This is a genomic window from Levilactobacillus zymae DSM 19395 (assembly GCF_001434115.1).
GTDB classification, from domain to species: Bacteria; Bacillota; Bacilli; order Lactobacillales; family Lactobacillaceae; genus Levilactobacillus; species Levilactobacillus zymae.
This window is the reverse complement of the sequence record NZ_AZDW01000003.1, coordinates 25,320-51,109: the sequence shown is the minus strand read 5'-3', so window position 1 is coordinate 51,109 and position 25,790 is coordinate 25,320. Positions and strand designations below refer to the sequence as shown.

The 25,790-nt window shown below is 49.6% G+C and carries 27 protein-coding genes and 1 tRNA gene; 5 read left to right on the top strand and 23 right to left on the bottom strand.

All coding sequences use genetic code 11. The features are described from left to right. Positions 1-52: 52 nt before the first annotated feature. Positions 53-2,569, bottom strand: a complete 2,517-nt coding sequence (locus FD38_RS00795; protein WP_057730274.1) for an excinuclease ABC subunit UvrA — start codon at positions 2,567-2,569, stop codon at positions 53-55. A gap of 368 nt (positions 2,570-2,937) precedes the next feature. Here FD38_RS00795 and FD38_RS00790 point away from each other — a divergent pair, with 368 nt between their 5' ends. Then, positions 2,938-4,266 carry an APC family permease gene (locus tag FD38_RS00790; protein ID WP_057730272.1) on the top strand — a complete coding sequence of 443 codons (1,329 nt, stop codon included), beginning with the start codon at positions 2,938-2,940 and terminating at the stop codon, positions 4,264-4,266. 191 nt (positions 4,267-4,457) lie between these two features. Continuing rightward, the gene (locus FD38_RS00785; protein WP_057730270.1) at positions 4,458-4,919 is read left to right on the top strand and encodes a hypothetical protein; all 462 of its coding nucleotides are present in this window, start codon (positions 4,458-4,460) and stop codon (positions 4,917-4,919) included. Positions 4,920-5,037: 118 nt separating this feature from the next. On the opposite strand, the gene FD38_RS00780 is transcribed toward FD38_RS00785, so the two are convergent. The 3 genes from FD38_RS00780 to FD38_RS00770 form a co-directional block, all read right to left on the bottom strand. Then, positions 5,038-5,121 (bottom strand) — tRNA-Leu (locus tag FD38_RS00780). Between the two features lie 57 nt (positions 5,122-5,178). Next, the gene (locus FD38_RS00775) at positions 5,179-5,466 is read right to left on the bottom strand and encodes a heavy metal-binding domain-containing protein (RefSeq protein WP_057730269.1); all 288 of its coding nucleotides are present in this window, start codon (positions 5,464-5,466) and stop codon (positions 5,179-5,181) included. A gap of 106 nt (positions 5,467-5,572) precedes the next feature. Beyond that, positions 5,573-6,082 (bottom strand): VanZ family protein, encoded by a 510-nt coding sequence (locus FD38_RS00770; protein WP_057730267.1) that lies wholly within the window; start codon positions 6,080-6,082, stop codon positions 5,573-5,575. Positions 6,083-7,061: 979 nt separating this feature from the next. On the opposite strand from FD38_RS00770, the gene FD38_RS00765 reads away from it, so the two are divergent. Then, complete coding sequence (locus FD38_RS00765; protein ID WP_057730265.1) at positions 7,062-7,541, top strand: MarR family winged helix-turn-helix transcriptional regulator; 480 nt, start codon at positions 7,062-7,064, stop codon at positions 7,539-7,541. A gap of 83 nt (positions 7,542-7,624) precedes the next feature. Here the strand turns inward: FD38_RS00765 and FD38_RS00760 are convergent, their stop codons facing one another. Both FD38_RS00760 and FD38_RS00755 read right to left on the bottom strand, forming a co-directional pair. After that, positions 7,625-8,302 (bottom strand): CPBP family intramembrane glutamic endopeptidase, encoded by a 678-nt coding sequence (locus tag FD38_RS00760; protein WP_225430808.1) that lies wholly within the window; start codon positions 8,300-8,302, stop codon positions 7,625-7,627. Positions 8,303-8,534: 232 nt separating this feature from the next. Further along, positions 8,535-8,786 (bottom strand): hypothetical protein, encoded by a 252-nt coding sequence (locus FD38_RS00755; RefSeq protein WP_057730261.1) that lies wholly within the window; start codon positions 8,784-8,786, stop codon positions 8,535-8,537. 341 nt (positions 8,787-9,127) lie between these two features. Between FD38_RS00755 and FD38_RS00750 the strand changes: the two genes are divergently transcribed. Both FD38_RS00750 and pgmB read left to right on the top strand, forming a co-directional pair. Continuing rightward, complete coding sequence (locus FD38_RS00750) at positions 9,128-11,845, top strand: glycoside hydrolase family 65 protein (protein ID WP_057730260.1); 2,718 nt, start codon at positions 9,128-9,130, stop codon at positions 11,843-11,845. A 20-nt stretch (positions 11,846-11,865) separates the two neighbouring features. After that, positions 11,866-12,537, top strand: coding sequence for a beta-phosphoglucomutase (gene pgmB, locus FD38_RS00745; protein WP_057730258.1), 672 nt, complete (start codon positions 11,866-11,868; stop codon positions 12,535-12,537). 75 nt (positions 12,538-12,612) lie between these two features. On the opposite strand, the gene FD38_RS00740 is transcribed toward pgmB, so the two are convergent. The 17 genes from FD38_RS00740 to FD38_RS00665 form a co-directional block, all read right to left on the bottom strand. Next, positions 12,613-13,383 carry a Cof-type HAD-IIB family hydrolase gene (locus FD38_RS00740; RefSeq protein WP_057730256.1) on the bottom strand — a complete coding sequence of 257 codons (771 nt, stop codon included), beginning with the start codon at positions 13,381-13,383 and terminating at the stop codon, positions 12,613-12,615. Positions 13,384-13,759: 376 nt separating this feature from the next. Further along, positions 13,760-14,821, bottom strand: a complete 1,062-nt coding sequence (locus FD38_RS00735) for a GH25 family lysozyme (RefSeq protein ID WP_057730254.1) — start codon at positions 14,819-14,821, stop codon at positions 13,760-13,762. Then, complete coding sequence (locus tag FD38_RS00730) at positions 14,821-15,327, bottom strand: phage holin, LLH family (RefSeq protein ID WP_057730252.1); 507 nt, start codon at positions 15,325-15,327, stop codon at positions 14,821-14,823. The genes FD38_RS00735 and FD38_RS00730 overlap by 1 nt, the downstream gene beginning before the upstream one ends. A gap of 13 nt (positions 15,328-15,340) precedes the next feature. Beyond that, positions 15,341-15,724, bottom strand: coding sequence for a hypothetical protein (locus tag FD38_RS00725; RefSeq protein WP_057730250.1), 384 nt, complete (start codon positions 15,722-15,724; stop codon positions 15,341-15,343). Continuing rightward, a complete protein-coding gene (locus FD38_RS00720) occupies positions 15,714-16,151 on the bottom strand; it encodes a hypothetical protein (protein WP_225430809.1) in 438 nt (145 codons plus the stop codon). Before FD38_RS00720 ends, FD38_RS00725 begins: the two co-directional genes overlap by 11 nt. A 54-nt stretch (positions 16,152-16,205) precedes the next feature. After that, a complete protein-coding gene (locus FD38_RS12910; protein WP_170218381.1) occupies positions 16,206-16,367 on the bottom strand; it encodes a CD1375 family protein in 162 nt (53 codons plus the stop codon). Between the two features lie 14 nt (positions 16,368-16,381). Then, complete coding sequence (locus FD38_RS13060; RefSeq protein ID WP_263862350.1) at positions 16,382-16,501, bottom strand: CD1375 family protein; 120 nt, start codon at positions 16,499-16,501, stop codon at positions 16,382-16,384. Positions 16,502-16,512: 11 nt separating this feature from the next. Further along, complete coding sequence (locus FD38_RS00715; RefSeq protein ID WP_057730248.1) at positions 16,513-16,935, bottom strand: hypothetical protein; 423 nt, start codon at positions 16,933-16,935, stop codon at positions 16,513-16,515. 12 nt (positions 16,936-16,947) lie between these two features. Further along, positions 16,948-17,547, bottom strand: coding sequence for a hypothetical protein (locus FD38_RS00710; protein WP_057730247.1), 600 nt, complete (start codon positions 17,545-17,547; stop codon positions 16,948-16,950). 96 nt (positions 17,548-17,643) lie between these two features. Beyond that, complete coding sequence (locus FD38_RS00705) at positions 17,644-18,141, bottom strand: hypothetical protein (protein ID WP_057730245.1); 498 nt, start codon at positions 18,139-18,141, stop codon at positions 17,644-17,646. Between the two features lie 11 nt (positions 18,142-18,152). Then, positions 18,153-20,453, bottom strand: coding sequence for a hypothetical protein (locus FD38_RS00700; RefSeq protein WP_147007856.1), 2,301 nt, complete (start codon positions 20,451-20,453; stop codon positions 18,153-18,155). A gap of 21 nt (positions 20,454-20,474) precedes the next feature. Next, complete coding sequence (locus FD38_RS00695; protein WP_057730242.1) at positions 20,475-21,080, bottom strand: hypothetical protein; 606 nt, start codon at positions 21,078-21,080, stop codon at positions 20,475-20,477. Continuing rightward, the gene (locus FD38_RS00690; RefSeq protein WP_057730241.1) at positions 21,073-22,239 is read right to left on the bottom strand and encodes a baseplate J/gp47 family protein; all 1,167 of its coding nucleotides are present in this window, start codon (positions 22,237-22,239) and stop codon (positions 21,073-21,075) included. The genes FD38_RS00695 and FD38_RS00690 overlap by 8 nt, the downstream gene beginning before the upstream one ends. Before the next feature lie 17 nt (positions 22,240-22,256). After that, the gene (locus FD38_RS00685) at positions 22,257-22,640 is read right to left on the bottom strand and encodes a contractile injection system sheath initiator (RefSeq protein WP_057730239.1); all 384 of its coding nucleotides are present in this window, start codon (positions 22,638-22,640) and stop codon (positions 22,257-22,259) included. A 336-nt stretch (positions 22,641-22,976) separates the two neighbouring features. After that, on the bottom strand, positions 22,977-24,281 hold the full coding sequence (locus FD38_RS00675; protein WP_057730235.1) for a hypothetical protein: 1,305 nt from the start codon (positions 24,279-24,281) through the stop codon (positions 22,977-22,979). After that, positions 24,281-24,766 (bottom strand): phage baseplate plug family protein, encoded by a 486-nt coding sequence (locus tag FD38_RS00670; protein WP_057730233.1) that lies wholly within the window; start codon positions 24,764-24,766, stop codon positions 24,281-24,283. The genes FD38_RS00675 and FD38_RS00670 overlap by 1 nt, the downstream gene beginning before the upstream one ends. Positions 24,767-24,776: 10 nt before the next feature. After that, the gene (locus tag FD38_RS00665) at positions 24,777-25,781 is read right to left on the bottom strand and encodes a LysM peptidoglycan-binding domain-containing protein (protein ID WP_057730231.1); all 1,005 of its coding nucleotides are present in this window, start codon (positions 25,779-25,781) and stop codon (positions 24,777-24,779) included. Positions 25,782-25,790: the final 9 nt, after the last annotated feature.

Sequence of the window (25,790 nt, the reverse complement as noted above, 5' to 3'; positions counted from 1 at the left end):
AGGAGCACCCCGTCGGGTAACTTCTATGCCTCTAAGCTTAGTATTTTTAGAATTATGACTTCATTTTTATCTGATCAAACGCCCGTTTCAGATACTGCCCGGTCACACTCTGCGGGTTAACACTCACGGCTTGCGGCGTCCCCGTGGCGACCAGATGGCCCCCCAGCCGACCACCGCCGGGCCCCATGTCGATCACGTAATCGGCATTAGCGATCAATTCCAAATCGTGCTCGATGGCCAGCACCGTGGCCCCCTGTTGCAAGAGTTGGTCGAAAACCCGGATCAACTGTTGAATGTCTAGCGGGTGTAAGCCCACCGTGGGTTCGTCGAAGACAAATAACGTGCCGGTCTGGCGTTTACCCAGCCGCGAAGTCAACTTCAACCGCTGGGCCTCCCCCCCGGAGAGTAACGGCGTACTTTCACCCAATAGCAGATAACCTAGTCCCATGTCGTGGAGCGTCTGTAACGTTTGTTCGATGCCCTTCTCGGTCGCAAAGACCGGTAACGCTTCGTCGACGGAGAGCGCCAGGATGTCGGCAATGCTGTAATCGTGCCACTTGATGGCCAGCGTCTCACGGTTGTACCGTTTGCCCTGACACTGCGGGCAGACCTGGGTAATGTCCGGCAGATACTGGACGTCTAACGAGATTTGGCCGGTCCCGTTGCAGACCGGGCAGGCCCCCGCCGCCACGTTATAGGAAAACCGGCTGGCGGTGTAGCCCTTAGCTTGGGCCGCCGGGGTCGCCGCAAAGAGTTTCCGGAGATGGGTCAAAATATCGGTGTAGGTCGCCACCGTGGAGCGGACGTTCTTGCCCACTGGTACGGAATCGACCACGACCACGTGCCGCACCCCGTTGCGTTCCAACTGCTTAACGTGTTTCGGCAACGGCGTCTTGGCCACCTGGGCTTCGATGGCCGGAATTAAGCTGTCCAACACCAAGGTGGTCTTGCCGGCCCCGCTCATCCCCGTGACCGTGGTCAGGCGGTTCTTAGGCAGCTTGGCCGTCACGTCGTCGATGTTAAAGCGGTGTTGGACCTCCAGCCCGATGGCCCCCTTGGCCCAGAGTTGTTCGGCAGGCACCTGCGGCCGCTGCCGTAAGGGCACCTGCCCCGTTAGAAACGGCGCAATCAACGATTTGGGACTGTGGGCCACCTGCGCAACGGTCCCGTGATCGACCACGGTGCCGCCCAGTTTGCCGGCGCCCGGACCAATCTCCAGCACGTCGTCAGCCGCGGCGATGATCCGTGGGTCGTGGTCCACGACTACTACGGAGTTGCCCTGGGCCACCAAGCCGCGGAAGGTCTTGATCAACCCGGTCACGTTCGCCGGATGCAACCCCACCGAGGGTTCGTCCAACACGTAAAGCACGCCGGTCGTTGCACTGCGCAGGGTCCGCCCCAACTGAATCCGTTGGAGTTCCCCGGTCGATAAGGTCGCGCCCGGTCGGCTCAACGTCAAATAGTCGAGCCCCAGGTTAAATAGCGGTTGTAAGCTATCCTTAAGTTCGCCGACCAAACTGGTCCCCATCTCGTGCATTTCGGCGGGTAACCCGGCCACGATGGTGTCCGCAAACTGCGTTAAATCACTTAACGGTAAGTCGCAGAGTTCGGCGATGTTGCGGTCGTTGATGGTCTGCTGCAGGAGTTCTGGCTTCAAGCGCGTGCCGTGACAGGTCGGGCAGGTCGAGAAGGTGTAAAACTTGTTGAGTTTGGCAATCGTCCGTTCGTTCTTGGTGGTCTTCACGCTATCCTCAACCGCCGCAAAGGCGTTCTCGTAGACGGCGTTATCCATGTGAAAGATTTTACCCTTGCTGCTGGGGATGTTGAGCGACACCGTTTCCTTCTTGCCGTGCAGGACCCGCTGCTTCATCTCATCGCTAAGGTCCTTGTAGGGCACGTCGATGGGAATGCCAATGGCATCGGCCACCACGGGCATGAAGTTGCGTCCCGGCAGGTGCCAGGAGGCCACGGCCCCCTCGCGCAAGGTCTGATTCTCATCGGCAATGATCAGGTCGGGGTCCAATTGCCGGACCTCACCTAGACCGCCACAGGTGGGACATGCGCCATCGGAGTTAAACGCAAAGTCTTCGGCCCCGGGTGCCGTGAAGTGCACGCCGCAGACCGGACAGGTCAGATGGCCCATGTTGCCCGCCACGTCGAGCGTCGGCTTTAGCCGGTGACCGTTGGGACAGACCGGCGACCCCAGTCGGGAAAAGACCAGCCGTAAAATATTTAGGCTTTCGGACATGGTCCCCACGGTCGAGCGCACGCCGGGAACCGCCGGCCGTTGTTTCAGGGCCAGTGCCGAGGGCAAGTATTCGACGGAATCCACCGCGGCTTTGCCGACCTGGTTGATGCGTCGCCGGGTAAAGGTCGACAACGCGTTCAGGTAGCGCCGCGCCCCCTCGGCGTAGAGCACGCCCATGGCCAAAGAAGACTTCCCCGAGCCACTCCGACCGGTAATGGCGACAAATTTGTGAAGTGGAATGTCGACGTCGAGGTCCTTTAAGTTGTTGACCCGCGCGCCCCGCACCTTAATGGCTTGGGGTAATTTAGGTGTTGCTGACATGTCATTTCCCCTTTCGTAACGAAATGCTTAACGGGTTAATTTTCCCGCTAAGTGCGGGAGAGGGCAAGGAAAGACACTGCCAATCGTTGATAGTGAATATGAACGCAGCTCCATTTCCCGGAAAGTTTCCGGCAGGTTCGAATCCTGTCCGGGGCATTAAGCTTCCTCAATTGCCACGTTCTAAGTTCAATCAAAACGCCACTTTTAAGACCACCCAAACGACGATTCCCACCGAGAGTCTCACCCCGACGTTAATTAGCTTCCGCAACTGACCGGTCAGCTGATTAGTGATTGCGTCTCCCCGTTAAATTTGGTACACTGTATCAGATTAAAATTTGATTAAAATGTTGAAAGCGAGGTCATCAGCTATGCCTAAAACAAACGCTACCACTACCCTGAACCGTTCTCTCGGATTCTGGTCCGCCCTGTCCTTAGTTGTGGGGACTGTCATTGGCTCCGGAATCTTCTTCAAACAATCTTCCGTATTGGATAGTGCGGGCTCTACGGGCAGTGCACTGTTGGCCTGGTTTCTGGGTGGGGTCATCACGCTAACGGCCGGTTTGACCATCGCCGAAGTTGGTGCGCAGATGCCCCACACCGGCGGACTCTACGCCTATATGAACGGCATTTACGGTAAATTCTGGGGCTTTCTGTCCGGCTGGATGCAGATCGCCGTTTACGGTCCCGCCATCATTGCCTCGATTGCGGCCTACCTGAGTATCCTGCTCGTAGGGTTCTTCAAGCTCAACGGTGCGTGGCACGCGCCGTTAGCCATCGGGGTCATCATCCTGATTGGTGGGTTGAACATGTTGAACAACCGCTGGGGCGCCGCCTTTCAAATCGTGACCACGCTGGGTAAACTCCTCCCGATTGCTGCCATCATCATCTTCGGCCTCTTCTACGGGAATCAGGACGCCTTCGGACAGTCATTGCACACGGTCACCCAATCGACCGGTAACTTCGGGGTCGCCGTGCTGGCCACCCTGTTCGCCTACGACGGTTGGATTCTCGTGGCCAACTTGGGTGGGGAAATCAAGAATCCCCAAAAGATTCTGCCGAAGGCCATTATCCTGGGTATTTCGCTGGTATTGGTCGCCTACACGCTGGTCAGCTACGGGATCTTACACTTCATCCCCGCCGCCACGATTCACCGGCTGGGCGAGCAAACCACGGTCTACTTCGCCCAGAGTGCCTTCGGGACCATCGGCGGTCGCTTGCTAAACATTGGGATCATTATTTCGATGGTCGGCTGTCTGAACGGAAAAATTATGACCTTCCCCCGCATCGTTTACGCGATGGCCAAGAAGGATCAGTTACCGTTCTCCAAACAACTGGCCTACCTGCACCGTAAAACCTACGAACCCATGGTGGCCACGACGGTAATCATTGCGTACGCTAGTGTCATGATTCTGTTCTTCAACCCTGACCGGTTGTCCGACCTGTGTATCTTCACGGTCTACTGCTTCTACGTGGCGGCGTTTATCGGCGTCTTCCTGTTGCGGAAACGTAACGCCGGGCAGCCGCGGCCCTTCTCGACACCATGGTTCCCGCTAACGCCGCTAGTGGCCATTCTCGGTGCCCTGTTCGTCATCGTCAGTGAGATTGGCTCGGATCTGTCCGGAGTGCTGCTCTCGCTCTTAATCGTAGCGATTGGGATTCCGGTGTATTATCTGAAGAAACAACATTTACGCGATTAAAATTCTAACGAAAGAAGGCGTCGATCACGGTCTGGTGGTCGACGCCTTCTTTGTTATCCGGTTAACATCATAACTTTACTTCGCCAAGAGTGCACCATTTCTGCGCTAATTTACATTCAGTTCAGTCAGCGTCACTTAGCCTGTGTATGATAGTAATTGTTAATGAATGTAAATAACAAGGGAGCGATATAATGCATTTAAAAAAATGCGTTGCATTAGTTTTGGCGTCATCCGGTCTATTCACGTTAGGTGTGACCACTTGTCAGCACCCCGCACACGCCGCAACCTGGCACAAGGGCGTCCCCAAATTTCTGCGCGGACACTTTTACCGAACTAAGTTAGAACCAAAATACGTCAAAATGAACGGTAAAAAGGTCCCCATCAATTCACGCCGTTCCGAAGATTTACACTTCACGAAAACTAAGGTGCGCTACCTTGGCTATCAGGATGCCGCTAATTTAAAGGGTTGTCATTACACCCACAAGGGAAAATATATTATCATTAAGGGAAAGTATGATAAAGATATGGGCCTAACTCCCGCGTTAAAGGTCAAAAAAATTAGCAATAAGGTGATTTACGCTGGGGTAGATTACTACACCAACTCCACAACTCCTAATTTTTCTCAGCTGAAAAGGATGACTCGTCAACGGTAACACATTCAATAAGCCTCAAGGGACAGCGGCCAGTAGCGATCCGTTGCCCTTTTTTCGTTATCTGATGAAAGCCATAAAAAAGGACACCCATCGCTGGATGTCCTTCACGTCATATCAATGCCCCGGGCAGGATTCGAACCTGTACTTGGTTACCCAAACAGCGACCTGAACGCTGCGCGTCTGCCAGTTCCGCCACCGGGGCATTTCTTAACAACAAATAATATCTTACACTATCTGGTTAAAAAAGGGAACCCCTTTTTTAACTTTTTTTCTGTGGAAAGGTAATTGCCGTGCCATAACCATGCACGACCAGGAATTTGGGGGCCACATTCATCTGCACGACCTCGGTATTAAACCGCACTTCGATCAAGCCATCCGCCCCCGCGGCCTGGGCCTGTTGCATCAAATCCTGCTTCACCTGGTCGAACAATGGGTCAAAGCGTTCAAACTCATCGGGCTTTTCCGACGTCAACATGTTGTGGGCCGTTGCCGTTAGGATGCCCTGAATTGCGTGTGAGCGGTTCAAACCGCCCGTCGTCATAAACATGGTTATTCCCCCGTTTCATCCAACTTACCTCTATAGTGACCCATCCCCGAAGCGTTGTCAATCACCGGGTGTAAGCCCTGCACGGTTAACTATTAGGTACTACGCCTTAATCCAGCGTCACCGGCCACCGGCGGGCCACCCAGGTCATCAGCAAGGCCCCCAGTACGACACCCGTAAAGTTGGTGATCACGTCGTTAATATCGACCCAGCGCCCAAGACTCACTAACGCGTTACCGATGGCCTGACCGCCTTCTAGGGCCAGTCCGGTCCCTAAACCGGCCAGTAACCACTGGGGCCACCGTAACCGGGGCCAATTTAACCGGAGCAGCATTCCCTGGGGCATGGTCATCACAATGTTCAACCAAAACGACGTGTCCATGTCGGCCGGATCAAAGGGTCGTAAGACCCAGACCCCGCCGGACCACCAACTGGTGTGAATTTGGGCCAATTCGCCATCGGTGCCAAACGAAAAGGCTAACGGCGTCCAAGTCAGCGCACTGAGCGCCCAGCATCCCAACCACCACAGCGTTCGCCGGTAACGGCGCTTCCGATAATTCTTAATCACTAAAACCAGCCAGACTAAGCTGACCAAACCAAATGGTACCCAACGACTCATTCTCAGTCCCCCTCTTATAGGTGGTCTCAGTATAAGACAATTAATAATGGGAGACAACGCTCATCCGCCCCCGCTGGTCGGTAAGTAACTAACGCCACGCAATGCCGCCAGCGTTTGCTAAGTTTTCCTAAATTAGCAGTCGCCGTTGCCCAGTTCCGTCCTCGTAACGGCTCTTAGCCGCCGAGCCAACCACCACCTACCCGCCGATTAGCCGTTTTGTCCCGGTTTTCACTTGTCTTCTCCGTACGTTCGTCCCAGAAACTAAACCTGTCATTTTACCCAAAAACCAGTCCCGTGCCCCCAATCCCAACTAACGCGTCACGAGCTAATCGTTACCGCTTTTTCACCACAAGTCCGCCAGTCGACATAACTTTTTTAGGATTAGTCGTTCACTCTTTAAAACGTGTTTCCGTGACAGCAACGCTTTGGACGCCACATTCAGCTGCCACCGGCTAAGTCGACCCGGTCGTTACAGATTACACAAGCTGGTAAAACGTCTAGCTCAACTTCCTTAGCTGATCACGCCCCCAAACGGTCACTTACTGGTGATGCCCCTTAACGACTAGTCCAATCACCGTATTTCGCAAACTCGAGAGCCTTGGCCCACCCCCAATCAAGCAAACGAAGCCCCGGACAATTGTCAATAGCCGTGGGGCAACCGGTTGAATTTCTGCGTCAATCCCCTTCCCTTTTCTCCGTCATTCTGGTAAAATTGCGCAATTGTCACTTGGTGATTTTCCCCCACTGATTCCCAGTCGTTTAAATCAAATCAGTAAATGGGGTAACGGTTTCTAGGGAAACATGATAATTTACCTAATTATGATTGAACTTACCGATAGGTCTGCTATATAATTAGCGTAAGGTTACAGTTTTTCAATTCCGTTACATGAGCTTGTGAAATTTAACGGGTTTTTCTGCTTGCCAATGACAATTTAATTGTATACAATACTATTTGAGATAAAGAAAGGAGGCCGCGGACATGTCTGAAGTTACCCCGGTATTACTAGATGAACAACTTTGTTTCTCCATCTACTCTGCCAGCAAGAAGTTCAATCACTTCTACCAAAGCGCACTGGCACCCTTTAAGCTAACCTACCCGCAATACATTGCGCTGTTAGCCCTTTGGGAAGATGCGCCGTTAACGGTGCACCAGTTAGGTCAACGGTTAGAACTCGATAGTGGGACGTTGACCCCACTGCTAAAGCGGTTAGAAAAGCAAGGTTGGGTGACGCGGGTACGGAGTCGTACCGATGAACGTCAAGTTTTGATTCATTTAACGGCAATGGCCACGGCCAAGCGCGACGAAGTTTACCAACGCATTGGTCAATGTCAGACCCTCTTGGGAATGTCAGATGAGGAAATCGAAACGTTAATGACCGACCTCATCACCGTCAAGGCTCAGCTGGATCAAGTGAGCCACCAACGTCTGATTGATAAACAGGTTAATCTCCAAAAATAGTCTGTTCAAAAGTTCCACTGCTCGCCGGTTGGGGCTTTTTTTATGCAAAAAAAAAAACGGACCGCCAAGCGGCAGTCCGGTGGTTAACGATACAGGCCCCATAGGAGAATTCCCATGGCTAACAAATTATTAATGCCGTGTAAAATAATGGTGCTTTGCAGTTTTCCCGTCCGGCGGTAGATGTAAGCGAAGGTTCCCCCCATGACGGCGTAGATCAACCAGCTCGCCAACGTGGAATTGGCGTGGACCAACGCAAAGGCTATCCCACTAATAATCACGGGCGGCCAAAACGACAGCCCCGCAAAACACCCGTCGATCAGGATTCCCCGGAAGATAAATTCTTCGATAAACGGGGAAACACAGATGGCCGTTATACTCAGCAAAATCTGGACCCACACCCCCTGCTGCAGGAGGTCCGCGATGGCTTGATTGTTTGCCGTACTAACTTGGTGAAACCACACCCGGTTGAGCCAGGTCAGAAGTTGTTCGACCACCAGGATAAAGAGGTAACCCTTCACCATCAAGCCCCAATCGGCCGTCGTCAAACGCGACCATCCGGGCCGAATCCGGTAGTAGACCCAAGCCGCTAAGCCCACCGTGACACCAAATCCCAGCAGGTAAACGCCGCTCCATAAAAGGCGACTGCCTAGGTCCGGCGTGGTGAGTTTCAGGAGTGGACGTTGGATGACGCCCGTTAAAATCACCAGAATGATTAACCAAAGCCAGTTTTGATTACTAACGCGTTGTTGCGGTTGTGGCACAACCGTCATCCCCTTTTTTAAAATGTAAAGAAATCTTAGCTTAATTATAGATTTTTTTATAAAGATGCGTTACTATAGAGTTGCGGATGAGTTTGGACCAACCTCCAGCTCATGCGTGAGGATTCTGTCCTCATTCAACAGACAGATTTCATTTTACTCCCCCAAAGTAGATGAAATTTTTACAACATAATCCCCCAATTATGTTGTAACCTTACTCTTTGGCCATTGCGACTTATCGTAATGGCTTTTTTTGTTGCCCTGAATGATCAGCGGGCGTTTCATCATCCTGTAAGTCCTCCGGTAACGGACGGGGCCATAAGACCCAGTACAGGCCGAGACTGGCTAGTGTCCCCACCAGCAGGCCCCCGAAGGCCACCACCCATTTAAGCCAGCCCACTAACGACCAGCTAAAGATCACCCAGAGGGTCCCGCCCACGATTCCCGCTGGGACCAACGTGATCAACATTGCGGCTAACAGTTTCATTAGGGTTCTCCCCTTTCCTAAAATGATCCGGTTGAGACAAATTTTACCATAAGTCCCCCGTAAAGTGGTCCCTGTCGCGAGTTTCTTTTGGATAGCGGTTACAATAGAAGCAACCGGACCACCGGCTCATTTTTAGGCGCCGGTTGGCACGTTAACCCCCGCAGTATCCGATGCAGCACCTTTTGATTTTTGCAACCGATTGCAATTGCGATATAACAGGTTTTATGCTACGATGATGGTGATCGATTCTTAAGGGAATTAATTGTCATTTCCCACCACGGCGGCTAGACTTAATCGTGAAGAGATCTTCGGAAATTTGCAGAAAGGAAGCCGATTAAGTTTTGAAAATGATCACACTTCACGTTTTAGATGACGCCTTGCAGGTCAGCTACGCCCCCGAAGGCCAGCGGACCCCGCAACGCCAATTCAACATTGCCTACAACGCCAACCAAACCATTGGTGAGAACCTCGAAAATTTACGGGTCAGGTTGGTCGGGCTAGACGTTGACGCCGCCATCGTCGATAACGCCCTGAGCTATCCCTTTTCGGATACGGTCGTGGGCATCAATCACCAACGGATCGATATTGGTCTCGCCATCACCAACATGCTCAACATCCCCGTGGTCAGTCAACAAGCTGTCGACCAGCACGGCTTAGCCCAGGCCCTAGCGACGAAGCGCGACTACCTGACTTGGCACCTCGACTATTACGGGCAATACCAAGGCAAACGCAACTACGGGCAAGAAGCGATGCTGACCGTGGGTAACGGATTCTTCGGGGTCCGGGGAGCTTATGTCGAAGCGCACGCCGATGCCGATAATTATCCCGGCATGTACGCCGCGGGCTTATACGACCAGTTGACCACCAACCTCAACGGCCGCCAAGTCATGAACGAAGACCTGGTCAACCTGCCCAACGCCCAAGCTCTGACTTTCGGGGTCGATCACCAGAACCCCTTTCAAATCAAGGCCAGTGACATTCAAGACATCTACCGGAGTCTCGACCTACACACCGGTGCGCTGACCACCACCATGTTGGTCCAGCTGCCGACCGGTCACGCGTTACGCCTTGAGACCACCAAGCTCGCTAATTTTAAGGACTGGCACCGTCTCGCCATTCGCTACCGGGTGACCCCCCTCAACTTTGCGGGAAGCCTGCAACTCTATTCCGAAATTGATGGTAGCGTTATCAACGACAACGTCGACCGGTACGCGGCCTTCGACCAACACCACCTGCAAATCACCGGTACGGCGCAACAACCCGACACCATTTACCTGGAAGGCCAGACCCGCACGTCGCAAGTCCACTTTGCGTTTGGCTCCCACCTGACCGGTCCGGGACAGGCCCTCAGCGCGCCCGTCGACAACCAGCCCCACGCGCAACAACGGGTCCGGCAGATGCGTTCGGTGACCGTCGTTCCGCAACAGACCTACACCTTTGAGAAAAACGTGGTCTTCTTCACCGACCGCGAAACCACCACGGACCTGCTGACCGCGGCCACCCACGAGCTCCAAGCTGCCACCTTTGCGGATACGCTGCAAAGTAGTACGGCCTACTGGCAGAAGCGGTGGGCCGGCGCCGACATTCAGATCACCGGCGACATCACCGCGCAGAAATTAACGCGGGTCAACCTGTACCACCTCTTCTCGGCGACCCAAGCCATCGGGACCGGTCACCTCGACGCCTCGGTCAACGCCCGGGGTCTGGACGGGGAAGCCTACCGAGGCCACGTTTTCTGGGACGAAATGTTCGACCTGCCCATCTACGCCTTACACGACCCACAGTTGGCCCGCCAACTCCTGCTATACCGTTACAATCGGTTGACGGCGGCCAAGCGTAACGCCCAGCAAGCCGGGTACGCCGGGGCCATGTACCCCTGGCAATCCGGGGAAAGCGGCGACGAACAATCCCAAGTCGTCCACCTCAACCCGCTGACCAATACCTGGGATCCCGATAATTCCTCGCTGCAACGCCACGTCTCGTTGGCCATCGCCTACAACGTGCTCATGTACGCTCACCTGACGGGTGATCAAGACTTTCTGGCCACCTACGGCTTAGAAATGTTACAGGAGATCTCTCAGTTCTGGCTGAGTAAGGCCAAGCTCGACCCGCAGACGCACCGCTACACCATTGACCGGGTCATGGGACCCGACGAATTTCACGAAAACTATCCTAACGCTGACACCCCGGGCCTGGCCAACAACGCCTACACCAATCTCATGGTGGCCTGGCTGTTTCAACAAATTGGCCGGGTACGGCAACAGTTACCAACTGCGACCGTGACGGCCGTGGACCACAAGACCGACTTTACCGCTCACACGCTCAAACAACTCGACCGGGTCGGCCGGCACCTGAAGCTCGACATCAACGACCAGGGCATCATCGGTCAGTTCGAGGGTTACTTCAAACTCCCCACGCTCGACTTCACCAAGTATCAGAAGAAATACGGCGACATCTCCCGGATGGACCGGATCTTAAAGGCCGAGGGCAAGACCCCCGACGCCTATCAAGTCGCCAAGCAAGCCGACGCGTTGATGGCCTTTTATAATTTAGACGCCCCGCAGGTCCTGGGCCTCCTGAAACAACTGGGGTACACCTTACCTGATGGCGCGTTGAGCCGGAACCTCCAGTTCTACCTGGACCGCACCACCCACGGTTCCACCCTGTCGCGGATCGTCTACGCGGCGTTGACCGCCATGGCCGATCACATGGACCAGTCCTGGCGGCTATTCTCCCAGGCCCTATTGTCCGACTACTACGACATTCAGGGTGGGACCACGGCCGAAGGGGTCCACTTGGGCGTCATGGGGGCCGTGACCTTCATGATCACCCGGTTCTACGCCGGAGTCGACGTCTTGGCTCCCCAGCTCACGATTGCCCCCCACCTGCCGCAAGCTTGGCAGGCCCTGCATTTCCGCCAGCTGGTTCGCGGCGTCACCTACGACCTGACCATCGACCATCACCAGGTTCAGGTCACGGCCGACCACGACTGTTCCATTCAATTCAAACACCAACCGGTTGCGCTGACTGCTCATCAACCCGTCACACTTAACTACTAAACTTTAAGGAGTGTTCAATTATGACCAAATTTGCAGATATTAAGGGCTTCGTTTTCGACCTCGACGGTGTCATCACCGATACATCCGTCTTACACGGCACCGCTTGGCACCAACTCGCCGACTACTTAGGGGTCGCGTGGTCCAAGGAACTGGCCGACGGACTCAAGGGTATTAGCCGCATGGACTCGTTGGAAATGATTCTCAAGGCCGGGGGTAAGGAAAACGACTACACTCCCGAGCAAAAAGTCGAACTAGCCGCCAAGAAGAACACCAACTACGTGGCCGAAGTCGACAAGATGACGCCCGCCAACATTCTGCCCGGCATGAAGGCCTTTCTCGATGATATTCGGGACAAGGGCTACCTGCTGTCCCTGGCTTCCGCTTCTAAGAACGCCCCACGCGTCTTGGCCAAGCTGGAACTGACCGACTACTTCCCAGAAATCGTCGACCCGGCCAGCCTCAAGCACGGTAAGCCGGATCCCGAAATCTACACTAAGGGTGCCCAGCTCTTGAACTTAGATCCCGCTCAATGTGTGGGCCTAGAAGACGCTGCGGCCGGGGTTCAAGCCATTAACGCCGCCGGAGAGACCTCCCTAGGGATCGGTGACGCGACCGAACTAGGTGCCGCCGACATGGTCTTTGCCGACACCTCGCTGGTCACCTTAGCCAACATCGAAAAACACATGGCCTAACCCTAACGCTCATCACGACGTCAAAACGTGCCGCTTGCCAAAATCAATTTGGTAAGCGGCACGTTTTTTTAGGATTTAATCAATAAGGTCAAAGTGCTGGAGTCCGCGCACGATGCCGTCCGTCTGGTTAGTGGTGGTCACGTAGGCCGCCTGTGCCTTAGCCGCGGGGACCCCGTTTCCCATCGCAATCGGCACGTCGACTTCGTCAAACATCTGCAGGTCGTTAGCGCCATCCCCGAAGGCGTAGGTCCGCGCCGTTTCCAGGTGGGCCGCCCGCAGGAACGTCCGAATCCCGGTTTGTTTGCTGACACCCGTGACCATGGTATCTAGGGCGCGCGGATTGTTCCGCACGAAGCTGAGCTGCCCGGCGAAACGGTCCTGGTAGAGCTTTAGCTTATCGCGGTTAAACACGTTTAAGAAGTTAATGGACTGAGTGCGGTACCAATCCGGGTCCACCACGGCATTGAGCCGCAGCAGCTTGAAATTCGCCCGGGTATCCGGCGTCGCTTGGCTCAGGCGAAAGCCCCGGTTGTTAAAGTAGCCCACCGGATCACCCTGCTGAGCGGCAAACTGGGTCACCGCCGTCAACACGGCTGGCTCAATCACTGCGGCCGACAACCGCTGCCCCTGATACTGGACGTAACTCCCGTTGGCACTGACCACGGCGTCGATGCCCGTGGCGTCTAAGACGTCTTGAATCTCAAAAACATTGCGGCCGGTCGCAATCACCGGCAAGACGTCGTGGGCCTGTAACTGATGAATCGCGGCAATACTTTCGGGTAACACATTTTTCGCGTCATCGAAGAGCGTGCCGTCTAAATCAAAAAATACGACTGCTTGTGTCATTCTGTTAATCCCTCCAAATCCACTATTACCAACACTTCTATTATACAGCAATGCCCAAACTCACCAAAATGGGCCGGAAATTTCTGTGAAGTAGATGTGGTATTCGCGAATTTTGTGGTACACTATATTTTCTGCCAAGCAAACATCAATGTACTGTATCTGCCTAAAAGACCGACATAACAACATTCTCAAATAACGAACAGCCAACAAGATTCACGTAAATTCGTTTATCTGTGGGAACCCCTGTGGGAGATTTTAAACGACTGGGCAGCGTCAATAATACATAAAAAAGGGTCACTCTACTTACTAAAACTCAAAGTAGAGTGACCCTTTATCGATGAGGTGACCAAACTTCATCCCCTCAATCTTATCATAGTTACTTCACGAAACTGTTGATTTTCTTGTTACCACTAATGTACAGGCCGTTCCCTAACTTAATCCTTGTGGTACTCCCATGCTTAACCACGGCTGTAACATCAAAGACGGTTCCAGCGGGCATCCAATCCTTTACATGATGTAACGCCACGTCCTTATACCGATGTGTACCATGGACTGACTTCACCTGCTTAACGCCGCCAGTAACGCTGTAATACAAGCGGTTTACATTGGTTTGATTAGACGTGATGTAGTAACCATTTGCCAATTGGAAGCGCGTGATTTTACCATACTTCACCAGCTTAGCCACTTCGAAGACGGTCCCCGATGGCCAAGAATCGACAACGTGCTTAAAGGCCTTATCTTTATACCGCTTGATTGTGGTCCGCGCGTAGATGGTTCCTGGATTGTAATGATAGTAGACTGCCTTTTTAGGTTTCAGCTTGGTTGTCTTAACCGCAGTTGACCCATAATAATAGGAAGAATACATCTGGCTAACATCGAAACCACCATAGCATCCAGGAAAATGCTTAGTTGACGTCCACTGCCAACCACGGTAATTGGCGTAAAACTTTAAACCAGCCGGGTTAGATGGATAGTTGGCAATCCAACCACCACGTCCCGAATTATTAAGGGGCATCGAGTTGGTCCAAGAGCCCATGGTATACACATCGGTCTTAGGATACCCCATGCGCTTAACTTCGGCGATCCACGCCTTGATGTTCGCCGCGTTACGAGTCCAGCCGAGATTGGTGGCCTCAAAGTCTAATACAATTACAGCATCCTTACCGAGTCCAGCGTTAAATGCGCAATGTGCCGCCATTTGAGCTTCTGCCCTGGCGCCCGCTACGGTAGTGAACCGTGCGAAGTGATAGCCGTTGACATGCAAACCTGCTTTGACCGCGTTTCGGATACTTACCCTAGCGGTTTGATCCGTAAAAAAGGTGCCTTCAGACAGTTTTGCAACCATTGCACGGACACCATACTTTTTCATCGAACGCCAATTAGCGACGGTCATAATACCGTTATTGTTTGACGTGTCGACCATATCTAATCGGGGCATTACTTAGTACCTCCCTCCGCCAGGCCTTGAGTAGTGGCTGGAACATTCAAAGGAGTATCGGCTTTAGCTTCATGCTCGGCCAACTGTGCCTCCTTATCTGCGAACGCTTGCTCTGTATTCGCCTGTCCCTCATCAAATTTAGCCTGTTTTTCTTGAGCCACAGTGTTTTGAGTGGTCATCAATTGATAGGCCTTTTCGATTGCCGCCGAGACGATGGCGGGATCAATATGGTGGCCTAAATCATTCAGCTGACTGGTAACATCTGCCACGGCTTTTTCCCGCTTTTCGTCGCCGGGCATTTCATAGGACGTTGACAACAAATGCACCACGTTACTTGCCAAGCTATCCAACAAGCCCAACACTTCACGTTGATTAGCAGACTTATTGGACGCAATTTTAGCCTTTACTGCAGGGTTGATCCGATTGAACCAAGCTACAAACAAAAAAATAACGATACCCAAGATGCCGGTATCGCTAAGCAATTGAATCAATTTTGTAATGCTCATAAAAATATCCCTCCTATAATTCACCGTATCGGTCACGGTACTCTTGATTCTCTCGTTCTAAGCCAGCATTGCGTTGCTTTAATTGCTCATTTTCCCGAACCTTTAGAGCAATTTGCTGATTAAGTTCGTTCTCCATGGCATCTTTCTTGACGCCTAATGCAGTTAACTTGGCACTTAACTCGTTAAGTTCATCAGCAAACTTCTTTCGGTCTGATTCGCGATCATCACGAAGTTGTTGATTGTCTTGCTTAACCTGGTCCATGATGTAAGCTTCAAGCTGTTGTTGGTCCTTATTAGCTGCCCGATTATCTACACGTTGCCCATGAATAGCCGCAAACGCTGCAGTAATCAGAGCCCCAATCGCCCCCAGGAGTCCAATCCAGTTACTAGCGTTCACTGTGGTCACCTCTCATCAAAGTACTAAAGAGTAGGGCCAAAGTGAGCAATGCAAAAATCCACGTCAAGTTAAACCGCATATCAAAAAAGCCACGTACCGAAAAAGCAACAGCAATGGCTCCAAAAGCGGGCGATAAGGCAACCATGCCCCAATCTCTCAACTTACGATGACAAAAAGCTGTCCCATATAAAATTACTAATCCACACGCAATCAACCAAAGCGCAAACCACCAGTCATCAGCGAATCCAAAAATAACTTGTTCTAGATGCGGTGGCGGTGGTGGCGGTGTTACGCGGGGATCATCAAGATACCCCTGATGAAGCCACACATAAATTCCTCCAAGTAAAGAGGCGACGCCAAAGAAGAAATGATTCCAGTGGCGTGAAATTTGTTTAAGTGGGCCACCATCCTTTGAAAATCTGGGCATCCTATCACCCCTTCCCAATTAAAAATCCCAAAAGAAAAGCACCAACCAGAAGGGCTATGCCTGTACAGGCGTAGATTCGTCGGTGCTTGAAGAATTTTTTGTAATACCCAAAATACCGTTTACTTGGTCCTTAAGCACTTCTGGAACTTGGTCAATGGTTCGCATACCGTCCAAAACAAATGAAGCGTAAATTGCTGCTAAGCTAGAAAAATTCATAGTAAATTATCTCCTTATTTTTGAGTGATTAAGTTAGAAACATCATCTTTAAGCTGTGCAGGAACCTGCTCAATTGTCCGATCCCCACGTTTGATTGAATCTGCATATACCTGCGCCAACGCGCTAAATTTCATCTTCTCACCTCCTATTTGGTTGTCGCACCAGTAGTAGCGGCTGCCGCCGAAGCAAGCACGGTATCACTAATTTCAAGCAAGGCAGACTGTGTGGTGGTCAGCTGAGTGCTTAGGCCATCCATCGACCTCTGTGCCTTAGCAAGCGTAGTGTTCAACTCTGTGATAGTCGCCTTCTGAGCGGCAATAGTGTCATCTTGGTCCTTTACCCGCTGATTTAGACTACCTAGTGTGGGTGTGTCTGTGTTACCCGGTGGCGTCATTGTCTTTTGGTCAGGATTATATACATAGGCGTCGAAGTTAGCACCGAAATCAATGTCCCAAGCATCAGGTAAGATGATAGACAGCCAGTCATCAATCTTGTCATCATCTGTAAGCTGCTTGGCAATCTTAACCGGCTTAGACCGGCCGTCTAATTGAAAATAGAATTGACTCATGGAAAAACCTCCTTAGTAGGCTGTAATGGATTGGATGGGTGAATAGTAGTAATAATTATTTGATCCATCGTAGAAATTTTGAGTGGAATTGGGCCAAGGATTCAAATTATATGGATCCTGAGAAACTACTTTAATATGCGTGTCATCAATGGCTTGCATAGTGATTCTAAATGAGATCCCATTTGTCGGGGCATTTACCTGAATAATTTTATGCGATAGCAAATCCTCGCGAGAAATCGTCATGTTTTGAATTGCGTTTTCAGGGCTTCTGTCCTCATATAATTTGACGTCCCACCGGTTATAGTATGGTTCATCCCAAATATAGAAATCTCCACAACCAGTGAGCTTAATGCCTGTTTTAAGTTTGTGAATTGGACCAGCGAGTGGAACAGTCGTATTGAGATATACCTTCATGCCGGTCTTATCAATATAAGGTCGCTGCGCGGCTAGGTCCTCATCCTCATTGCCAATGAAAATAGCCGGACCCGCAAAAAGCACCGTACCGTCCGGTAAGAACTCCTGGAAAACCAAATTTGTATTCCGATACACTTTTACGATGTCTCTCCCACGCTGCCGATGGGCCAGCTTACCGCCTGATTTATAGATGGGCATGATGCTGACCCCCAGTCATGTAGCGCGTGGGGTGGTCTAGGCGGGGGTCAAGTGCCCCCCCCATTTTAATTAATACTATAAACATAATTTAACCTCCTATAATCGCTTAATGCCAATAGTCACTTGATTACCGTGAGTTAAGCTAGTCGTTAGTGCTTGCTCACTAAAATAGACATACCAATCATCTGAACCGGGTCCCTGAATATTCATACACAAGGCTCCAGAGATTACTTGGGCACCAAAAGCGCTTTCCTTATAAGTGGCATCATGCATTCCACCCACTAACCGCTGATTAATACCATATATGACTGAATCATAGGATATTAATCCCGCACTCGTTCCAGATGGCCACCCGCTTAGTGATGTAAATGCGTATCCATCTGGCGGCATAACAAAGGGGAGCATGGAACTCTTAGCTGGATCGGTGTGGAAAAGAACATACCCCGTTAACGTGGCAGTTCCGTTTTCGTTGTCCTTAAAAAAGACGTGACCACCCAGATTGTTTTGTAACTTTAACGAGGTCCAGTAGTCCTCGCTATAGACTAGTGGCCCCCGATATTTGTGTACAATCTTTTTATTTCGCTGTTCCGGCATGTCTTCGCCTCCTATTCGTTAATGTCGTACTCAGCAGTAGTGTCCTTGGTGGTGATGGCGTTGTACTGTGCCTGAGTAAGACCGGTGTACCAATGACTTGGTGCGTTACGCTTGGTGAATTCAGCCAGGATCATTGTTTGAACCTGGTTATAAATGGCTTGTAGGTCATTCTCCTTAGTTAACGGCGTATAGGTTTTACCATTGTAGGTAATGGTTCCATTGCCGTTATCAACGGTGGTTCCATGCCAGGGTCCCCAGCCACTACCTAGATAGTATTCCCGTGTTGCAGTAACACCATTCTTATACTCCTTTTGAATCATTGCGTTATTATCTGCAAGAAGTGTTTCCCATACGATATAAGAGTTATTATTTCCACCAAAGAAACCATGTAAAACGCCTGAATCAGAGCGATGAATTCCAGGAGCGAAATCAACATCTAAGTCTGCCCCTTCACGACTGGTTCCATCGCGATAGGCAAAGAAATCCATCGGTGAGGCCGTGTAAGGAGACGCAATCGACTGTTCCTTAACTTGAGGTTCGACAAAATAAACGCCACTGCTCTTACCATCGGTACTCCCATTATTATCAACTCGGAAGCTTCCTGTCACACAATCGTTTGGCACGGCAAAGAATCCTCTGCGTATTTCGGCATTATTAGGAGATAATTTGGCATTGGATTGAATCAAAACAGGAACCATGGTTCCATCGGCTTTGTAACCCAAGAAGTAGATATCAACGCCATAAACGTTCGCACTAGCAAAACAGATCATTGAATAGAACATCATTGCCCCAGGCGTTACAGCGAACTTTTTGCTGGTCGTATAAATTTCTCCGGAACTTCCACCGTTATACTGGTTTGATGTGGAAATAACGATTAAATTATCCTGACCATTATGATAAAAATTGTGTTTTCCAAGCGATATATTTGCACTATTGGCGCCATTGCCGTTGGTAGACCACCCATCTAAACTAACTAGATGTGAGGAGTTGTAAATCAAATTTTCGGCACCATATCCGTTATTATCGGTGGCCGTTACGAACCACCCCGTATCGGTGTTTGAATCGAAAGAACGAAACTTAAATCGATGTTGGGAATCAAGCCCTGACATCTTGTAACTGCCATTGCCCTCCGAAATTAGCATTATGTCCGTTAAAACGCCACTTTGAGTATCGTCTCGGATATAATAAATCCCCGGATTGGGAAGGTGCGCCATGATGTAAGACCGAAAGTCTGACCCACTTGGAACTGCTAAGATTTTGTAATCATTTTTAGTAAAAAGCGATTGCTGCTGGTACCCACTTACGTCTACTGGCACCCGGTTAGCCATTGCTCGTTCCCACGGCACATAAATGCTAGTATTGGTGACGGTTAACTTCATGAAAGAGTTCCCATTAGTGGATTCGGCCGCTCTTAGATGGACTGTCCCCGATTCAGTAGCGGTCCAGAGATAAGTATCTAGTTCACCATTTGGCGCCGCCTTAGCCAAATTCGTGTTAATCTGGGCCGTATCAAGATGTTCCGAGCCACCCATTCCAGCAGCTGTCGGCGTTCGAAGTTGGATAGCCACACCACCCGCCGTTGAAGGCTTTTTAAAATACACACTGATATAGTATGGTTGGCCTTTAACCGCCTCAAAGGGAAAACCGGTGCCGTTAGTGTTGCACTCTTGCCACACATCCGTGGTCCCATCAAGTAATTGCGGGGCGTTCTGTTCATTCGTGTATCCCTTAGCACTGGCAAGCGTAGCAGCATCCCCATCATTAACTTGTTTAACTGTGGCGTATCCATCGAGGTCCTTAAGCTTGGCATCAATTTCAGGCTTGTTGTAGTAGTTCTTCAAATCAATCGCCAGAGCATAGGCCAAATTACCCAGTTCAAATTTTGCTGGCTTGCTAGCTCTATAAGTTTGGGTAACTCCAACGGTCAGGCTATATAAAGTATCCTTGAATGCAGTAATAACGGCCCCATCCCCATCGGCCACAGCAACTGTTATTAAGCTACTATCACTATCACCATCAATGTGAGCTAAAATTCCAATCGCATTGATAGTGAAATCTTGATTTACCGTAAACTTGTCAGTTTTATTAGCTAAAACGGCCTTAACCGTAAAGGTATTATCCAATGAGGTTTTAGAGTTAATTGGATAACTCAGAGAGTTAGCAAAAAGATCCATGGTCGCTTTAGTTAAATCAGTATCTGTTGACATCGATTCCGTGACCAAAAAGTTATCAAAAATAATTGCCTTTTCGGCTTTGTTGGCACTAGCAATCATTGCTGTACCAACGTCAGTCATACTTGAGGTATAGTTCACAGTTTCACTCCTTTCTTTTTGCTAACCGATGTTTAAATCTTCATTAACTTGAACACAGGCTGAAACGTAGGTCTCTACATGGATGCTAGTAATCAGAGAAACTCGGGATAGCGTTACCCCTAAGACTAATGAGTTTTTCAACTCGTTCATGAAAATCTGGATTAATTCGGGGTGTCCAACGTCGTCTAGTGGCAAGTTTTCAATTGAAACGTGAAATGGTTTGCCAGTCGTCGTTCCATCATCATTAATTTGATAGTCGTTCTTTACCTGAAATTCACGGGGATCAACATCGAAGGACTGCGATATGATGCGAATCACTTCGTTGGGCGTTCCTTGACTAGTCCGATTAACTGATCGTAGTTTCAACAAAAACCGATAGACTTCATCAGACTTACCTTGGCGAAGTAATCCCCAGTCATCCCCATAATCATCTAGTTGACCGCCAACCATGTTGTCCAAAGCAGTGATTCGTTCAATGGCTTCGGCGTCTTCAATATCGTCATATAAGAACTTGTCGAAGACTCGCATCATGCGTTCTGTTGGGCTACCCTTTGTAGTGTTGATTCGATTGGTCGGAACGGCTAAGACCTCATCTTCGTGATACAACTCAAATTCGGATTTACCCATTGATTACCACCCCAATCGCTTCATCATTAGTATCGCCAATAGCGAAATTATCCAGCTGAATATCAGCGCGTTTTAAATCATCCGCTGACGTTCCCCATTGCAAGTCCGTAACGTTGCTAACGGCCTCAACATCATAAACGACGCCAAAAAGCTGTGTGTACTTTAGCTTGTCGCCCATATTAAATTCATCCATCCAGGCTTGAATACTATCGCGAATATCTTGAATCACTTCATCAGTGGTTGTTTCGCCAATATCGCCTAAATCAACGCTAAGTTTCATGTAAATTTGCTGAGTTGACCCAACAGAAAAAGCGACGTGATTAACGTCGCCATTGTCTAATGGAATATTATATTTCTGGGTACCGGTCAAGGTAATTCCTAACGCAATATTATCTGAAATCGTCTGAGCCACGACACCCATATTTCCTCCCAATACATAGATATGAGTAGTATATGGCGGGTCTCCCGCTACCTTGGGCACGTCAGTATTGATGATATATCGAACACTTCGAACGTCTGGAATATCGAATAGCGCCGTTGAGACCCCATTTGGTGTTGGTGACTTCACGGCATTTTGAGTCAGGATAACTCTACGACGTAGACTATAGTCGTTTTCCATGTCAGCCCCGCCGCCAGCTGGTTCAGCATTAGTCACTTCTGTGATTTCCTCAACGTAGGTCACTTGGTCAGTAATCGTATTCGCATCACAGTTATACTCATCCCCGGTCTCTTCTGCATCGACCTTAACCGTTACAGTTCCATCTTGACCGATAGTGGCTTCTTCCTCAGTCAGGTAGTACCGGTCTTGATTATTGCTAAACATGGTCTCGGCATCGATAACGTATCCCGCAACACCCTTAATTAGCAGTTGCGTTGTTGCGTAAGACGCTGCATTCCGTGAGATTCCTACGTTACTTGCCAAGCGGTCTAGCTGAACACCTTCAGCAAGTAAGACAAAACGAGAATCATACAGGTCTTGCTTAGTTAAATCGGACTCCGCCAGTTGACGCGCTAGCGATTCTGCGAAGGATTCAACATAGGATCCAGTTGATAGGTCAACATCTGGGCCCAGATTCTCTTCTCGCTGTAGAACTGTTTGAATGGCCACTAGCCATTCCTCATAAGTTTTAGGCTCAAACCCAGTTAATGTCAGGGGCACTAGCACTACCTCCTTTCTTAAATTCCAATGCTTGCGTCAAAGGATAGATTAGGATCATCATTCTCAACAATTAAATCGTCATCAGCAAGCTGTAACATCGTATGGATTTGAGCCTTCCGCGCCTTATAATCCGGTGTTACCGTGACGCTCAAAACGTTAGCAATGCGGTCATCTTTTTCTAATGCTTCGGCAATTTTATCCGCTGCCAAATCCGCATTGTCGTTTTGACCAAAGAAGTCCAGCCATTCAACCCCAAACTCAACATCATTGACAGCCCAGCCAACTTGTGACAGTAATCGTATCTCCAACGATTGCCGTAATTCTTCGATGCCATTAATCATCATCGTCCCGTTAGTTGGATCCGGATTACCATTTTCATCTAGCTGAACATCTAGGCTCATACAATCACCCCCAAAATGACACTAGAATTAATAATGTTTTGTCTGAAAGGGTCTGCGCGGTAGGTGGCACTACTTTTATAATTCGGGGTCCCGTCCGCAATCACACCAACCAAAACTTCATTACCAAGCTCTAACCTACCGAAATTCAAACGCCGAATATCCCGAACAGCCGGTTGCTTCTTTCCATCCTTCGTGTAAGACAGTGGTTGCACAGTAAGCGGGTCTAGCTTAATGACCACTGCCCGATATAATGCTTTTAACCCATCGACTTGGCGACTAACCCGTTGATCAATCAGCGGCAAAAGAGCGCTCTCACCACTTTTCACTTAACCCACCTCATTTCTTCTTATTTTTAGCATGCCGTGAGGCCCGCTTAGACTTCTCGGATTTTCGATTCTTAGCGTCTTTGGCCCGCTCGTTTTTTTCTTTGAGCTTAGCCTTCAATCTCTCTTTATTGGCAGCAGCCTTAGCCTTACTCAAGCGTCCTGCATTAGACTTTTTATAGGCAGCCAGCGGAACGAATTGAAACGTCACCGTGCTAGAAGAAGGCGTGTACTCTCGCTGACCACCTAGAACCACACACTTCCCCAAATTCTTGATATCATCGTCTACGTAAACCAACGCACCAACGTAAATTTCTTGCCGCATAAGCGACTGAGCCTCGTACTTCTGGCCATCATAAGAGCCATCATCACTAGGAGTAGGATGCGTTAATAGTCCTGTTTCTGGCGTTAGATGCAACTTCGCCTTCTGCCCAGTCGTAATCTCACGAATGTATAATTTGCCATTCATGATATAGCACGTTGTACTGGCGATATCGGCTAACTTTTTAATGGCGCTGAGAGGCTTACTGTTTACGGTGTAGTCATTGGCAAACTTGTGGTTATAGGTAAGCTTCACCGCTCCTAACGGAATGTTCGCCTTACCAGCAATTGACCGGATAGCAGTTAATACAGTGGTTCCCTTTTTAAAAGATAAATTTGCGTATTTGACCTGTTTAGCATACTTAGCCTTCGTTTTGGCTTGCTTAGTAGTTTGCGTGTATTTTTTACGCGTCCGGGCCGCATAGGACTTCCGCTGTCGGGCAATCTCGCCTCGCTTAAGTGCCCGGTCATGAGACTTAGCATTAGGATTGTTCCTTAGCCAGGTATTTAGTTCCTTAGTCTTCTTCTGGTTGTACTGTTTAATCCGATCAGTTGCACTTTTACCACTGGCTTTTTTCCGTGTGTTTTTGGTTTGCTTCACCCGGACCTTTGTGACCTTTCGAACCTTGAGTACGTCTCCACTGATATCTGGGAAGTGATTAAAATTGACCTGAACCGTTCTATCCATGCCATCTTGGGCCATTGGCGTTGAAGATTTAATCGTTCCCTTAGTAATCAATCCGCCATTTTTAGCGGTGGCGTCAGCATTATAAAAGCCAGCCGTCGCGGAAATGGTGCGCCCTTCCAAGAATATTCCGAACTGACTGGGCGTCAGGTTATACATGATCAATTGATTCATATCGGGATTAATCCCGGTTGAAAAAGGGGAAGTCAATTCCATGGTGCTGTTGTACGGAGCTTTATCCCACGACAAAAATTCAACGTGGTGCTTAGACCAAGCAACATAAATTCGCATATACCGGTGAACGAAATCCATCACTCTCCGCCCCCTTCACCACGAATCAAATCCAAGTCGTCCAACTCGTCTAGGTCATCGTCATCGCTAGGGTCATCCGTCTCATCAGAGTCAAAATCGATGTTAGCCTCATCCCCATCAGGATTGAAGATACCCTCATCTGCATTGCCTGGGTCTAATTCGCCAGTAAAGGTCTCATCCTCGGTAATCCAAATATCCCGATTAACGTTGGCAAAATTGACTACCGTGGCCTTACCGGTTTCATCAATCATTACCAAATCTTCTCGTGGGAGATTCTCGTCGTTGACTCCCGCAAATAGCCGCTCCCCAGCAACTAGTTTCTCACTGGTAATTAGATCTTCCCCATTTTCATCCCTGAGTGTGATGTAAAGCCGATCGTTGACGTGGTTGTACCAGACCTCAGCCTCATAATCGACGCCACTCAGTGTTACGTTAAAAGTCTCAGGCAACTGATATTTATTAAAATTGAACGTATTCCGGTACATACGAATTCACCTACTTTACCCGGATTTTTTTACCAATTGGGAGCTTATTATCTGGAAAACCATTCCAACTTCGTAATTTAGCAATAGATGTCCCAAAACTAAGGTGATACCCCCAATAGGTATCACCTTTCTTGATGGTTAAATATTTGCCTGCTTTAGGTTTGTTAGCCTTACGTGTCCCCTTGGTCTCTGCCTTCTTACCTGTGTTATTTTCCTTTTTAGTAGTGGCCTTTCCCTTCGATTTTTTGCTTACTTCACTTTTAGCCCACTTCACATCCTCAATGGCGATAGAAACAGGAACCGCATTATCTCTGGGAGCATCAAAGTTTGATGCAGTGGAGGTTAATACAGCATGATTGCTCTGCCGCTGACCATGATGCAATTCAACTTCGGTTCCGTTTGTGGACCACCGTTTTAAGCTATCAAACTGTTCTTTCAGACCTTTAATTTCCGAGATCAACGAGCCACCTAGTTTCCCGTCGATTTGCCGCTGAACGGGGGATGTCTGCGTATAGTGATTAACGTACTGACCGGGAGCAATCGAGTTGGTAGTCAAGTCAGTTGTAACCGTTTCGCTTTCGGTCGTGTTATCAATGTAAACATAGCTGTTAACGCTCCGCGGATACTTGGGGATGACAAAGGGACGCTTAGCTTTCCAGTACCCTGGTTTATCCTTCTGCATTTTAGTAATGATTTTCTTCTTTGTATTTAGCGCCGCCTTTCGACGTTCAGCAGCCTGACTTTTCTTGAAAGAAGCCAAGTTACTTTTAGCCTTGTTGTAGTCTCCCTTAGTTTTAGTAACCTTTCCTTTAGCCTTGTTGGTCACTCGTGTGGCTGTTTTAATCTTTCTGTCTAAAGAATTTTTTTCGGCGGTAGTCTTGGCTTTAACACGTTTGGTCTTCAATCCCCCCAGCTTTTTATTATTCGAAATATAAATTCGGTTCGCTTTGTTGTACGCTCCCTTAGCTTTGGTTACCTGAGACTCATACGACTTTAACGTTTTTTTCTTAGCCATAGGACTACC